The sequence below is a fragment of the Endozoicomonas sp. ALD068 genome (assembly GCF_049310145.1).
GTDB lineage: Bacteria > Pseudomonadota > Gammaproteobacteria > Pseudomonadales > Endozoicomonadaceae > Endozoicomonas_A.
This window is the reverse complement of the sequence record NZ_JBLYNU010000004.1, coordinates 2,942,228-2,956,374: the sequence shown is the minus strand read 5'-3', so window position 1 is coordinate 2,956,374 and position 14,147 is coordinate 2,942,228. Positions and strand designations below refer to the sequence as shown.

Annotated in this window: 11 protein-coding genes; 7 read left to right on the top strand and 4 right to left on the bottom strand. The window is 41.9% G+C overall.

What is annotated here, in order from left to right:
• Window positions 1-16: 16 nt before the first annotated feature.
• Window positions 17-1,498, bottom strand: a complete 1,482-nt coding sequence (locus ACO6V5_RS09770) for an MATE family efflux transporter (RefSeq protein WP_422133239.1) — start codon at window positions 1,496-1,498, stop codon at window positions 17-19.
• Between the two features lie 198 nt (window positions 1,499-1,696).
• Here ACO6V5_RS09770 and ACO6V5_RS09765 point away from each other — a divergent pair, with 198 nt between their 5' ends.
• The 6 genes from ACO6V5_RS09765 (at window position 1,697) to ACO6V5_RS09740 (ending at window position 9,765) form a co-directional block, all read left to right on the top strand.
• Window positions 1,697-2,347, top strand: coding sequence for an alpha/beta family hydrolase (locus ACO6V5_RS09765; protein WP_422137619.1), 651 nt, complete (start codon window positions 1,697-1,699; stop codon window positions 2,345-2,347).
• 46 nt (window positions 2,348-2,393) lie between these two features.
• On the top strand, window positions 2,394-3,719 hold the full coding sequence (locus ACO6V5_RS09760; RefSeq protein WP_422133241.1) for an MATE family efflux transporter: 1,326 nt from the start codon (window positions 2,394-2,396) through the stop codon (window positions 3,717-3,719).
• Window positions 3,720-3,730: 11 nt separating this feature from the next.
• Window positions 3,731-3,976, top strand: a complete 246-nt coding sequence (tusA, locus tag ACO6V5_RS09755; protein WP_422133242.1) for a sulfurtransferase TusA — start codon at window positions 3,731-3,733, stop codon at window positions 3,974-3,976.
• 289 nt (window positions 3,977-4,265) lie between these two features.
• Window positions 4,266-5,033: a hypothetical protein gene (locus ACO6V5_RS09750; RefSeq protein WP_422133243.1), complete on the top strand. Its 768-nt coding sequence runs from the start codon at window positions 4,266-4,268 to the stop codon at window positions 5,031-5,033.
• A gap of 603 nt (window positions 5,034-5,636) precedes the next feature.
• A complete protein-coding gene (locus ACO6V5_RS09745) occupies window positions 5,637-8,717 on the top strand; it encodes a death domain-containing protein (RefSeq protein ID WP_422409078.1) in 3,081 nt (1,026 codons plus the stop codon).
• A gap of 262 nt (window positions 8,718-8,979) precedes the next feature.
• A complete protein-coding gene (locus ACO6V5_RS09740; protein WP_422409076.1) occupies window positions 8,980-9,765 on the top strand; it encodes a hypothetical protein in 786 nt (261 codons plus the stop codon).
• A 274-nt stretch (window positions 9,766-10,039) separates the two neighbouring features.
• On the opposite strand, the gene ACO6V5_RS09735 is transcribed toward ACO6V5_RS09740, so the two are convergent.
• The 3 genes from ACO6V5_RS09735 to ACO6V5_RS09725 form a co-directional block, all read right to left on the bottom strand.
• A complete protein-coding gene (locus ACO6V5_RS09735) occupies window positions 10,040-10,522 on the bottom strand; it encodes a hypothetical protein (RefSeq protein ID WP_422137623.1) in 483 nt (160 codons plus the stop codon).
• 179 nt (window positions 10,523-10,701) lie between these two features.
• Window positions 10,702-12,105 carry a hypothetical protein gene (locus ACO6V5_RS09730; RefSeq protein WP_422409074.1) on the bottom strand — a complete coding sequence of 468 codons (1,404 nt, stop codon included), beginning with the start codon at window positions 12,103-12,105 and terminating at the stop codon, window positions 10,702-10,704.
• Window positions 12,105-12,992, bottom strand: coding sequence for a protein kinase domain-containing protein (locus tag ACO6V5_RS09725; RefSeq protein WP_422409072.1), 888 nt, complete (start codon window positions 12,990-12,992; stop codon window positions 12,105-12,107). The genes ACO6V5_RS09730 and ACO6V5_RS09725 overlap by 1 nt, the downstream gene beginning before the upstream one ends.
• Before the next feature lie 602 nt (window positions 12,993-13,594).
• Between ACO6V5_RS09725 and ACO6V5_RS09720 the strand changes: the two genes are divergently transcribed.
• Window positions 13,595-13,999, top strand: coding sequence for a hypothetical protein (locus tag ACO6V5_RS09720; RefSeq protein WP_422133249.1), 405 nt, complete (start codon window positions 13,595-13,597; stop codon window positions 13,997-13,999).
• Window positions 14,000-14,147 lie beyond the last annotated feature (148 nt).

The window sequence follows — 14,147 nt, the reverse complement described above, 5'->3', positions numbered from 1 at the left end:
GTTTGGATCAATACGCTTATCTGGCTTTATCGGATAGATTGCGGGCCTCTTCGCACTCACCCTCTTCAGCCATTTGTGCCAGTTGCGAACATTCCGATGACATCGGCTGGAAAGGACAGGCTGTGGTCTCTTCCTGACGGGTCATGAGGCTGGCAATAGTGTCTTGCCTGATAATCTTGCTCTCAATGGAGTCAATGGTTCGAAAGCTCAGCCAGACTGCTATGAATGAAAACAGGACGCCTCCGGCTGCCTGACCCACCAGTACCCCATAAGCCCCCATATATTCAGAGGCGACCCAGATGAAAGGGACTGTACCCAGTGTCGCCCGGCCCCAGTTTAACAGGGTTGAGTATCCGGGCTTGCCCAGATTGTTAAAGGCCGCATTGGCAACGAACATAGTTCCTGTAAACAAAAAGCTGATGGCAATCCAGTTGCAGAAAAACGACACCAGACTGGCAGCTTCACCCCGGGCTCTGAACACCTGAATGAGAATGTCCTGCAGTAAAAACAGTATGACTGAAATCACAAGGACATAATACACGGTAAAGAGGATAGCATTTCGAAGCGACTCCCTGACCCGGCTCATGCGTCTTGCCCCAAAATTCTGGCCTATTATGGGTCCAACCGCGCCAGACAGGGCAAAAATGACACCAAATGCAACAGGTATCAGCCGGTTAATGATGGAATAGCCTGCTACGTAACTGTTGCCGTAATGTGACATATAGCGAACCATCCAGGCACCACTGAAAGGCATGGCCAGATTGGTGGCAATGGCAGGGAGGGTGATGGCAAGAATGTTTTTGAGATCCTTGCAAAAAAGCGACCAATCAAAGGGGGAGTAGAGTTTATGTTTATAAAAAATACCGTAAAAGGAAATACCAAACATCGTGACACGGGCCATCACTGAGGCAATGGCTGCCCCCTCTATACTGAGTTCCAGAAGAAAGATCAGAATGGGGTCCAGGATGGCATTCACAGCTCCGGCTGAGAGTGACGATGTCATGGAGAGCCTGGCATCTCCAACAGCTCTGAGTCCGGCTCCAAGGGTCATGGACAAGCTGACCAGAGGCATCGAGGGAATCACAATATGCAGGTAACTGTCGGCCAGTTCATGAACTCGTCCGGTGGCTCCCAACAGAGCAACCATTTGCGGAATAAGAAGCCAGAAGAGGATGGCCAGCGTGACACTGACTAATAGCACCAGGAAACAGATGTTTACCTGATATTGGCAGGCTTTTTTCCGGTTGTGGCTGCCAATGGATCTGGAGACCAGAGCCCCTGCGGCAATGGATAAACCAATACCCAAAGCGGAAGTGATAAACAGGATAGTGCCCGCATAACCAATAGCTGCAGCCAGATATTTTTCACCGAGCAAACTGAGAAAGAACAGGTCGAGCAGGTCGACAAAAAAGAGCGTAGTGATGCCCGCTGCATTGCTGAGACTCATAACAATGACGTGCTTCATTGTTGAGCCCTGGGTAAAGCGGGCATGGGTCATCGTAGGCTAACCTTTCGACACTGTTTAGGTGAGTTGGGCATAAAACGACAAAAGTCGTTAGAATTACGGATAGTAAAGAGCCGTATTTTGCTCAGTGAACAGGATATTGTGTTTCGACCAGCTTAGTTCAGATCCCGGCGACGGGTCGGTTAAATGGCGTTACAATAAAACGCTTTAGCAATTGCGGACTGTTTTTCTATGGATCTTATCTGGAACCGGGTTGAAACCGGGTCCCCATTACTGATACTGGCCCATGGTGCCGGCGCGGCCATGGACAGTGATTTCATGAATCAAATGGCTGACTTATTGGTGACAGAAGGTATCAGTGTCGTGCGCTTTGAATTCCCTTATATGCGAGAGCGAAGAGAAACCGGTAAAAAAAGACCACCAGACAGGCAGCCAAAATTATTGCAATGCTGGCAGGATGTGATCGGGCAAATCAAAAATGAATACAGCGACTCTCTGTATGTTGGCGGTAAGTCAATGGGTGGACGAATGGCCAGCCTGCTGGTGTCTGAGATGACTGATCTTTCGTTGAGTGGCGTCGTATGTCTGGGCTACCCGTTCCATGCACCGGGTAAACAGGACAGGCCCAGAACAGAGCATCTTGCCGATTTCCCATTACCCATGCTGGTGGTGCAGGGCAGTCGGGATGCCATGGGTGATTATGCAACCGTTCAGGGTTATGAACTGTCAGAGAATATTGAGCTTCACTGGCTGGCGGATGGTAATCATGATCTGAAACCCCGGATAAAATCGGGTTTTACTCATCAGCAGCATTTGGTTGAAGCCGCACAAAAGATCTCTGACTTCATAAAGACAAAGTTTACGTGTACTGGTCTGAACTAAAGTCTCATAGAATAGTCTCAATTCTGTCGGGCAATAGTGAGGATTGGTGTTGACCTCAACAGCAGCGTTGTATCGGCGGGTCTGGAAGTTTGCCTGGCCTGCTATTCTTTCCAATATTTCGGTTCCCCTGCTGGGTCTGGTTGATTCTGGGGTCCTGGGGCATCTCTCCAGTGATATTTACCTGGCAGGTGTCGCCATTGGCAGTACATTATTTACACTGCTGTTCTGGGCTTTTGGCTTCCTTAGAATGGGTACTACCGGACTGGTGGCTCAGGCCCTGGGTCAGGATGATCATCAGGAAACCCGGCAGTGGCTGGCCCAGTCGATCCTGCTGGCTGTTGTAATCGGTGTTTTCCTGATCCTTTTATACCGTCCGCTTCTGGATATTGCCCTGCCTTTATTTAACGCGGCTCCTCAGGTGGCCGAGCAGGCCAGAATCTATTTCACCACCCGAATACTTTCAGCTCCTGCGGTCTTGATTAACTACGCGATCGTCGGCTGGTTGATCGGAATGCATCGTCCCAAGGGGCCCATGTTTATTCTGGTACTGGCCAATGTGGTCAATATTATTCTGGATCTGCTGTTTGTTCTGGGTCTCGGAATGGCTACCCGAGGCGCAGCATTGGCAACAGTGATCGCTGATTATACCAGCCTTGTGCTGGGGGTATGGATGGTCAGTCAAACCTTGAGAGGTATGTCCGGAAGCTTTGTTCGCGCAAGGATTCTGAACCCGGGCTCTATGCGCCGCCTGTTGTTATTAAATCGACATCTGTTTGTTCGCACGCTTTGTCTGCTTGCAACTCAGGCTTTCTTTACGGCACAGGGGGCCCAGAGCGGCAGTCATATACTGGCTGCCAACGCTCTGTTACTGAATATGTTGCTGCTGATTTCCAATGGATTGGATGGCTTTGCCCACGCTGCCGAGGCACTGAGCGGCGAAGCTCTGGGGCAGCGAAAAGAAGATCGCTTTAAGCAGATTGTCAGGGTAACGGGCTATTGCTCGCTCATGTGTGCTGTTCTGTTTTTCCTCACCTTCTCGCTGGTGGGGCAGGGCATCATTGGCTTGTTGACGGATATTCCTGCTGTCGCAGAAACTGCCAACATCTATCTGCCCTGGCTGGCCGCCATGCCATTATTTGCTGTCTGGTGCTATTGGCTGGATGGTGTGTTTATTGGTGCCGTGCGAACGGATACGATGCAAAACACCATGCTGGTGGCAACGTTAATTGTGTTCCTGCCGGTCTGGTATGTCACCCGGGATATGGGAAATCACGGCTTGTGGTTAGCCTACAGTGCCTTTATGCTGGCCCGCAGTGCAGGACTGGCTATTGTTTATCGATCCCTGAGTCGGTCCGGGTCCTGGGTCAGATAACAGGAGTGAATGTGTCGGAGACTATAGAAATCAATCATGAACTGGATACTTCAGGTCTGCTCTGCCCGGAGCCGGTCATGATGTTGCATAACAAAGTGAGGGACATGAAGACGGGAGAAACGGTCAGGGTTATAGCGACTGATCCTTCGACCGAGCGTGATATTCCCAAGTTCTGTAACTTTCTGAATCATGAGCTGCTGTCTCGTGAGCAGCTGGAAAAACAGTATATTTACCTGATTCGCAAGGCCGGTGCCTAGGACTTAATCTGGCAATCATTTCACATAACTGTTCCGGGGTCCCAGCATGGTGCGCTGTGCACCATGCTGGGTCGTTGCGAAACGCATTGCGGTAGAGAAATTGAAGAAAATTGACTAAATAGTTAGTTTTTATATAAAGTTGACGAGTTGGTCAGGTATTTGCATTGTCTATACCAGACGCTGATACAGCGGCTATTGGATATAGCTATAAAAGCACGGGTTACGCTGAAATAATTGCGTGCATTTATTCAGAACAGAATTATTACAATAAATCCTGAAGGGAATAATCATGAAGTTAATGAAACAAGCCGCTATTGCTGCAACTATTGCTGCTGCCTCTGCAGGCGCTCAAGCGGATATCCTGTGGAGTAATGTCTCGGCAACTTATTTGACCGGTGACGGCTATTTGAATGCTTTTTCCGGTGAAGAGGGTAAATCCCAGGTGGTAACTCTCGAGCATGCTGCAGCATACACCTGGGGTAAGAGCTTTTCTTTTGTTGATCGTTCTTTTGTAGAAGATGACGTTGATAATGATGACACCTACGGTGAGGTACATATTGATTTTTCGCTTACTGGAGGTGAAGGCTTTAAAGACTCTGTGATCAAGGACGTTTATTTTGCGACACAGTGGGAACATGCTGCGACGGTAAATCTGGATAATATTTTATTGGGTGGTGCAATCGGTTGGAATGTACCTGGCTTTATCTTCCTGGATACTGCCGTTTATTATCGTGCTAATGGCAAAGACTCTTTTGACGTTGAGTTGGATGACAATTTTCAATTTACTACAGCCTGGGCCGTGCCTTTTTCTCTAGGTTCAACTAAATGGTTATTTGACGGCTTTGTGGATATTACTAATGCTACGGAAAATAACTCGGGTAAAGATGTCGAAATGCAAATTATTGCACAGCCTCAGTTAAAACTGGATGTGGGTGATTTCTTCGGTAAAGAAGGCAAATATTACGCCGGCATTGAATACAACTACTGGAAAAACAAGCTTGGTCGTGATGGGCAGGATCAAAACCTGCCACAGTTCATAGTGCAGGCAAATTTCTAAAAGCTTTCATATCTGTCAGTTGGAACAGTGTTGTGATGGAAAAGCCAGCGCTTTGCGTTGGTTTTTCATCATATGGATTTCAGGGCATCCATAAATTTGATCCCCCAATTCTTAAAAGCAGGTTTTAATTCTTTTAAATCTAAGCTCGGCAGGTCATAGCAGTCTGTCCCGCCTGAACGCTTACCAAGTAAAATCATTTTGATAATGATACTTGAGTAACATTCCAACGAGACTATGTGCCTCTCTGTAATGATGAGCTATCAGATCCCGAACCTGCTCCGTCAACGCAAGCCATCACACACGCGGCCGCACATCCCCTATCAGAAGCAAGCAGATTACAGCCTGTGACTTTGGAGTCTGCCATAGCAGAAGAGCATCAAGTCTTGTCAAATCACAGAAGGCAACACTGGACACTATTGTTTGATGATGCAAATTCAAGTGATTGATTTCTGTTTATCACAGGGTCAGGAGGGAAAGGCACTGCAACCGTTTTCGAATACCCGAAATAAATAAAGCACTTTCAAATATAATGTCTATTGTTATTTTTTGTCGATAAAACCTTAAAAAATAAATTCAGACATGAAAGCAACGAGGTTCCTGACTATGGATCACCTGTTTTTTTTATTTATTTTGTCTGTTACTTTGCCGCTCGCTGGTCACTGCAATGCTTATACCAGCCTGTTGAGCTGGGCAGGTTGGGGGAGTTCCTCCAAAGTTACTGAGACATGGGGTGAGACAACGGGAGAAATTAGTAAACTGTCGTTTAGAGGGAACAATCCGCCTCTTCTTCTAACTTATGATCGCAAAGCGGTTGGTGAGAACGGTAAAACAGTTTCTGAATTGGAGAACAATCAGTTTTATGTCATTCTCGATAGTCAACCGGGCGATCAATTTAATTTTTGTTTCCGGACGTCTCCTGCATCGTCGACAGGGGATTTTCCCTCTCTGCCGGTATTTAAAAAGCCTGTAACGGGTCAGGGTATGCCGGATATGCAAAGTGGGAGAATAAGACGGGTTGCTTCAACACCCGACAGGGGTCGATGGCAACACGAGTACTCGGCCAGATGGCGTTTACCGGCAGGTCATCAATCGTTGGTTTTAGCCATTGAAGATAATGATGATGGCTGGATTATAGAACCGGAATGCAGCGGTATTGTTTCAGAAAACGGGTCTTTACCGTTGTTACCTGGCAGTAATGCGTCTGCTAACAAAAAAATATCATTTGTCGATATTTTTTACCGCGATAAACCGACTGAAAAGGATGGGTCTGGACATTCTGACGACAGCAGTCGTGTCAGTGGGCCTTTTGCGATACCCGGAGCCTCGGGTACTGCGGATAACAGCGAACCATTCACAAGCTCTGGCGGAGGCGGTTTTGGCAGTGGCGATGATTTAGGCGATTTATTCAAGAAGAGGCCGAGTGGTGGGATGGGCGGCCCCCTTTACTCCTTTGAATGGATGAGTGAGCAGGTCAGCAGGGTTATTCTGGTGCCTGGCACTGACGGCCAGGCCGTAAAAAAACAGATTTGGGATGCCCGGATTGTGCTCAAAATCAAGCAGGGTTGGAATGAGCAGGCCATTATTATTTCGCAGGAACTTTGGGATAAAATAAAAGCTGCAAATCTTGAAAGGAGTTCAGGGCTTTTTCTGGCATTGTCCAGAAATCCTGATAATCCGGAAGCTGTGTTTGAATATTACCTGAGCAGTAACCCGCCACAACCGCTACAAACAGAACACTACCGTCGTTATGGACAGCAAGCGTTCATTTTAAGTCCCAAACAATTACGCAGCGTGTCCGTTTTTCCTGGCCAGATCTCCACCGGGATCAGCCATCCTGGAGGAACCGGAACCGGAACCGGAACCGGAACCGGAACCGGAACCGGTCAGGCTGGTAGTCAAAAGGGCGATCTCAACAGGGCCCAGCCAACTCAGTTTCAAGGTGGCTATGGTCGTCAAAATCAGGACAGCGGTGGTGGAAGAGAGAGTGGCGGAGATGATGGGGCAGGTGGTTCATCAAACGGTAGATTATGCCAGAATTGTAATAATAATAAGCCTGTACTCGCCTTTAATAAATGCAAAGAATGTCTGGATCGTGAATCTGGTGTACTTGAGCAGGAATCGACTGAAGCGCAGCCTTCTGCAATGGCACAAGACAGGGAAGAAGAACCTGTGTCAGGTACACAAGACGCTGATACTTCAGTAACCGATGTATTTCAATGGTTCAAAGCTTTGGATTTAAATGAAAGGGAGAGAGAAGATTGTTTTCGCATTAATCATTACTATAATTTACCGGCACTTTATAACCTTTTAACGCAAAGTTTGATGTCAGATAAAAATGCGTTAAGTGAATTTTATCCGAAATGGTTTGAATTTTTAAAAGGCAGTCTGTCTCTTTATCACCTTATTTTACAAGTCGGTGAGTTGGCAAAAACCCAGGGAGTTGAAGATTACGCTGAGGTGACAAGGATTGTTAAAACACTTGCTATTCACAGGGATGAGTTTGAGAGCGAAACCAGTTTGAATCGATTCGGAAACGAATTGCTGAACCAGCTAACCGGTAATGATTTTTTAGCTTCTGATGATGTGGGTCAAGTTTTTTATTCAGGATTAGATAGCCAACAGAAAATAGTGTTAATCAATTATATTTATAAAATATTTGAAGAAATGAGTCGGTCGCTAAAAGCTGAAATATTTCCATCAAGTTTTTTAATAGTAATAATGTTCAATAAATTTGGTAGAGATGTTTATGATAGGTACGGTTTTGGTATACCGGATCCGTACAATAATCGTGGGGAGTTAACAAGAATTCTTAAGTTTGGGTTTGGTGGTGAATACTCTTTTATTACTCCAAGTAACAGAAATTATTTAACTGGAACCAATAGTCAATCATTTCATGATTTGGCATTAAATATTAGTACCAATCAGTTTATAGATTTTTATGAAATTGAAACTCTATTGACTGCTTTTGTTCTCATAAGATCAATGCACGGAAAGCGTTTAAAAGATCTATTCTATGAAAATGTTAGTTTTGCGGAAGATGTATCAAGTAAGCAACTTGAGCTTCTAAGAACCTTTACCTTAAAAGCCGGTGAACAGCTTGTTACGCTTCTGGAACAGAAGGGAGCAGAAGAAAAAGACAAGTTTATACATAGTATGTTTTTGATCTTTGGTATGGCCCCTGGGGCACTATTTGGTAAGCCATCGGATCAATCGTTTGATGAACTATCGGGTCCTGAACCCGTTCCGTCAACACAAGCCGTTGCACATGTGTCCGCAGATCCACAGTATCAGCAATCAGAAATAAGCAGGCGACAGCCTGCAACTTTGAGCCCTCATTTAGAAAAAATGATGGGTGTTTGTTCTAAACTAGGCATCGATCCTAACCAAATTGTCGAAAGAAAAAGCACTGTAAAGTTGAGCTCTACCGTAGCACAAGAGGAACTCCTGATTATTGCTTCTAAACTGGGAATCGATTGGCAAAGATTTGCCAAACAGACCGGTGTTTTTAATGAAGAACATCTAAGAGAGATTAATAAGGGTGACGATCATGATAAGGCAAGGGTAATGATAGAAAAATGGCAAAAAATGAAAGGTCGGATTATCTTCGATGACTTACTGGAAGTTTTTGCAAAGATCGGACGATACGACCTTATACAATATTTAGTAAGGCGTTACCATTTTTGAAATGAGTCTCTTTGGCCTGCACAGGGCAAGCCTTTACGGCGGAGCAGGCATTGAACGACACTCTTCTTGCAAACTTTGGGCTTGTTACTCAGAAAGACTTATGGATCCGGTTTAACTATCCCCAGTGAATCGCCGACTGCGGACCGGCTTGCCATGGTGTGGGGGCTAGAGACCTCCGGCTAACGGATTTATGTGCAACCCCTGACTTCTTTGCTACTTTTATCCACTATGTCTTGTGAACTTTTGGATAACCGGATCAACCATGAAAATTTTATGTTCAAATATACAAGCCATTGCATTATGTATTTGTAATTTAATTTCATCTGCTTGTCATTCTTCTCCGTTTATTGCAGAACACAGAAGTGGATTTACGATTACCGGAGATATTAGCAGATACGAAAATAGTGTGTTATTTAACAATGTAAGAATGATTCGCTATGCAAGTAATGAAAGCTTGGAAGAATATTCTCATGATTATGTCTATTTTAAGGGGCTTTTGGAAGGACGTAATAATAATAGAGATATCCCCAATGAAGAATTTTTTCTTTTTATGGATAAGTTTAAAGATGTAAGTGTTATACGAAAATTATTACCACTAACATTTTTTGTTAGCGAAGTTACTGATAAGCCTGTCTATATCACAGATATTCAATCTCAGAATGATATTACAATTGCCCATGGTATTGTAACAACACTAAGCAATGAGAATATAACACTTGTATTTTCGGAAAAAAGTATCCACTCCACTGAGTTAGATAACAAATGGACACTTAGGAAAATATACTTATATAAATCTCTTTTAAACTTTGACGGGCTGAATAATGCAAGAGAGGAGCTTTCTTTCACTGAAGTTTATACTGGTAGTCGATGTGAGTTTCTTATTGGTAATAGTAGAGAAATAACTTATCCATCAGATATTGCAGTGAAACTACTATTTAGTGCAAGTGCTTCAGTATTTTCAGTGGCAATCATTATAGTAACCCCAATAGTAGCTGTTTGTATTCCATTTTTACTTCACTCCTTGAAGCAAAGACTTGAATTCCGTTAGTAGTATGATTCACTTACAGCATATAACGAGCCTGTAGAAAAAAACCAAAAACAAAGCCGTAAAACTTGCGGCTCCTGTTATTAGCGAATGCTGATCTAAAACCTTTTCCCAAAGTGGTGTGGTTTTTTTGTTCGGAAAGCCTCCGCTGGACTCGCCATCAGTAATATGAGCGTAAATATTTCTGAGTTAGAAAAATACAGAATTTACCAGCAACCGACTCCTGCCTGAAATATCAGTCCATTGTACTTAGAATTTTTACCCTACCTAGGTCTTATCATGCCCATGATAATGCTTCTTCTAATATTCTCTGAATATAATTTATTCCTGGTTGAGCTTCAGGATTGTTCTTGCCATTAAATATGGTCGTGCCGTGCAGTGCGACCCATGTGTGAAATACCGGGCATGGAGGACATACCTTCAAATCCATAGCTGTGGCTTTCTCTAATGAATTTATGCCCGAAAACTTTAAACTATCAGCCATGTTTTTCCAGGACTCGTCATCAATGGAATCAAAATAAACTGGATCCAGAGTGGCGACTATATTCTTTGCCAGTTGGAAGTGGTGGTTGTCGTTACCTTTTTCGGGTGTTACCGGAGCAACGTATCTTGATGATAAGTCCTTATAACTAAGAGAATCTCCATCGTTTTTTGCTTCAGAGAGATATTTCATAGCTTCAGATGGGCTCTCATACTCGGTTTTAGAGTATGGTGACGAATATTCTCCTGGAAATATGTTCTCTCCTAAAACTTTATCCACGTCATTGCTCCTTTTGATACCCAATAATTTTTAGAGTCTTTTAACTTTGTTTAGTTCTAATTAATTGCTAACAAGAGTGTGAGTATCTCTGACAAAGTGAGATTGAAAGCCGAAGTCGAGATTTAAAAACATTGATGATGGATATTATTTACATGGTGTCAGGGCCACTCTGTTTGAGTTTACCAGGTAGCAATGTGCCAAGTGTTATCATTTCCATGAGAATAATATTTGAGTAGTTGCATCCCAACGAGACTGTGTGCCTCTCTGTAATATTGATCTGGATTATAAGAGTCATTATCAAGTCGACTATCTGGCATTTGATGAAGGTCTATGATGAAAGGCCTTTTCAAAGCGCCTTTTAAAAAAACATCTTTAGACTGCTCTGAAAAAAAACAACAACTATTTTCGCCCTCCCAGGAAGCTGCTCTATCAGGAATCAATAGATAATTGTGGTGTGGTGAAATATGTGCAATCTGTTTTGATAAATGTTCATAATTACTTTCTGCGTCACCACTTAAAATATAATCAAATAACTTTTTCGCTTTTTCTACAGACCATTTTGTTGATTTTCTTTTTTTGAAGTAAGGCATTTCTGAGAAAAATGATTTATGCCACCCTAAGAGCTCTCTATTGATTTCAGATAACTTTTCTACAACGCCTTCTCGTATGTGAGTTAGTGATAATATTTTTGAAATCATTGGCTGAGTAAAAGTCCCATGACTCGCTAATATATAAGGTGGTCTGGTTAACCATTGATTATCAATGTCTGAATAAAATAAATGATTAACCCCGAGCTTTTCTAAACGATTAGCCAGTTCTGTTTTGTTTTCAGACTTTGCCTTATCTATACAAAAGCTTATAGTCTTAGTAATGTTTTGCGATACAATAATTCTAATAGAATCCATAAAATGAAAGTTCATGGATGAGGCATATCGCTCTAATTGGGCGAGAAATTTTAGTTGCAGATCTGTTTCAAAAGAGATGCATAAAATATTGTCATGATCTTTAAATTCAGCTTTCATCTCATTAATTTGAGATATTGTTAGATTTTTATCTGAATACACTATTAGTAGTGGTATATCACTTTTACTGAGGTTGGTTCCTTCTTCTAAAATTCTTTGAACATAATTAAGTCCCGCTAATTTTTCAGGATTATTCAAGCCATTAAATATGCTGGTACCATGCAGTGCGACCCATGTATGGAAAACCGGACATGGTGGACATACCCTCAAATCCATAGCAATAGCTTTTTCTAATGAATCAATGCCTGAAAATTTTAAACTGTCAGCCATGTTTTTCCAGGACTCTTCATCAATTAACTCAAAATAAGTTCGATCCTGGGTAAAGACTATATCTTTTGCAAGCTTGAGGTGGTAATTATCATTATTTTTTTCGGTCTGAGCCAAAGAAATGCATCTTGATGAAAGGTCTTTATTTAGCAATTGATTTTCTGTGTATTCATCAAGGTTTGGAAGATACTTTTCAGCATCAGCTCTATATCTGGATGGAGTGTCTGCCACCACTTCGGGGTATGGCAGGATGTACCCCCATGATGATATGTCTGGTTTTATCGCTTGATCCATTATTCCATATCCCTTTGGTCTATATGTGCTTTAATATTTTCTCCTGAGATTAAATTCTCGGGCACAGGTAAAAGCTCTAATTTCTCACTTAGATTGTTCAATAAGGTTGTGATATCTGGAATACTAAATACACCTTTTGATAAGTTAATAATTAATTCTATGTGTTTTTTATCTAAATCCTTTTTCCAATCTAAATATGAAAAGTCAGGCTCGAAGAAAATTCTTTTAAAACATTTTACATTACAAAAAGCAGCTTTTTCCTCATAAGGCAGAGCATCACAATTATGGCTTAATCGGGTTAAAACATAATAGACAAGATTCCCGATTTTGGATTGTGTTGTACTACCATCCCAGTTAATTCCAAAATCTGTTAGTTTTAATCTGTTTTCACTTTTAAAATAGAGGACATTGCCTTCAGATAAATCAGTGTTGTTTAATAATCCCTTACTCTCAATATACTTATAGGCCTCTAATAACTCAGTAAGTAAAAAATCAAGTTGTCCAATTGATAATTTTATTTTTTCTTTACCCCATAAACCAACAAGTTTATCCAGAGAACAGTCTCCAAGTTCTAAGGCTAAGCATACTTTGTGATCAGAAATAGAAAAATCTAACAGATTTACAATGTTTCTATGAGGGTTTAGCTTACTTAATACGTTGATTTCAATCTCTCCATATCTTTGTGCTATTTTAAGAGCAACAAAATTATCTTTGTTCGTAGATTCTGTTTCATTTTTAGCTAAATAAACTTTTCCATAAGATCCGCTACCAATCAATTGTATTTTTACATAATGGCCTTTAGCTAAAACAACTGTTGTCTCATTAGTTGAGTTTGGGGGTGGTATTTGTGCTCCCTTTACATGGGTCGCTGAAGAAGTCGGCTGCATTTTGGTAAACCTGTAATGTATTGTGAATTTATACATTAGTGTGCTTTACATTTAAAATGTTTCTTTATTTGTTAGCATTACTTACCAATAAGTTAGGAGGATAATAAGCAAAACCGTAAATTTGACCAATCTACCGGTGAACAATTTTCATCCTGTTAAGTACCTGGCCAGTTGGTTTCGCATATTCTGGCGAGTGGATTTTTTCATCCTTCAAGGGGCAACGACGGGCGCGTAGCCATAGCTACGCAACCAGAGTTGGAACGCAGAAGGATGGAAAAAGCCGCCGTCCAGAATATGCGAAACCAACTGGTTAGGTACTTATCTATTCTTGTCGTTTTAGTTGGTTATTCCAGGGCTCGAGCTCGCAGCAGCCTGGTCGTTTCTATTTTTTTTGTTTTCCGAAATATCCAGTGCTATTTTTCAAGGTAAATAGACCATGAGAACAGTTTATTATGAGGTTCAAAAAGACGATCTCATTGTTGCTGATATTTTTGCTTTCATTTCATTCGTACGCAACAGTTCTTTCAATCAGTTCTCGTTTTCTTTCGATTAACGACAGAGGATTAATAATATCATATAAAAAAAGTGCTGAGTGTCATCAAATGTTTTTGAATGCTTGTGAAATATCTGGGCTTGCAGAAATAATTGATATGATTAGAATTATATCTTCAGTAGTCTTAATTGGAACTCAATATAATCCAAAAAAACCAAAAGAAATATATTTGAGGCAATTAAAAAGGTTGGCAGAAGATGGTTTAGGTCGCACTGGTTTTAATCAGCTGATAAAGTCTTCTTCTGTATCCGCGTCAGGTGGTTTTGTTGATTTTACTTTTCTGGGTTTGCAAAAAAATAAAGACTTAAATGATCAGTTAATGGAGCTCTTACTAGGAGTTTTGAATGTTTTGAATGAAGGTGGAGAGTATATCAACATATGTAGTGACTTAGGCTTGAGCGAAGAGCTTCAAGAGTTAAAAAGTGAAATTATGGGGTTAAAGCAAAGTAAATAAAAGCATTATTCGTATCAGCTTTCGTTTTTTCAAGTCTGACTATTCTGGTCTTGGCAGAGTCAATAGAAATATTTTGCAAGATGCATTAGCTTAGTTTGTGAAAATTCCTGCATCTGCCAATTCTATCCGGGACTTGGTTCAACTGCTC

What these genes read in the sequence shown, in the direction of transcription:
- ACO6V5_RS09770 (WP_422133239.1), bottom strand. Translation starts at nt 1,498, where the DNA reads ATGACCCATGCCCGCTTTACCCAGGGCTCAACAATGAAGCACGTCATT.
- ACO6V5_RS09765 (WP_422137619.1), top strand. Translation starts at nt 1,697, where the DNA reads ATGGATCTTATCTGGAACCGGGTTGAAACCGGGTCCCCATTACTGATA.
- ACO6V5_RS09750 (WP_422133243.1), top strand. Translation starts at nt 4,266, where the DNA reads ATGAAGTTAATGAAACAAGCCGCTATTGCTGCAACTATTGCTGCTGCC.
- ACO6V5_RS09745 (WP_422409078.1), top strand. Translation starts at nt 5,637, where the DNA reads ATGGATCACCTGTTTTTTTTATTTATTTTGTCTGTTACTTTGCCGCTC.
- ACO6V5_RS09740 (WP_422409076.1), top strand. Translation starts at nt 8,980, where the DNA reads ATGAAAATTTTATGTTCAAATATACAAGCCATTGCATTATGTATTTGT.
- ACO6V5_RS09730 (WP_422409074.1), bottom strand. Translation starts at nt 12,105, where the DNA reads ATGGATCAAGCGATAAAACCAGACATATCATCATGGGGGTACATCCTG.
- ACO6V5_RS09725 (WP_422409072.1), bottom strand. Translation starts at nt 12,992, where the DNA reads ATGCAGCCGACTTCTTCAGCGACCCATGTAAAGGGAGCACAAATACCA.
- ACO6V5_RS09720 (WP_422133249.1), top strand. Translation starts at nt 13,595, where the DNA reads ATGTTTTTGAATGCTTGTGAAATATCTGGGCTTGCAGAAATAATTGAT.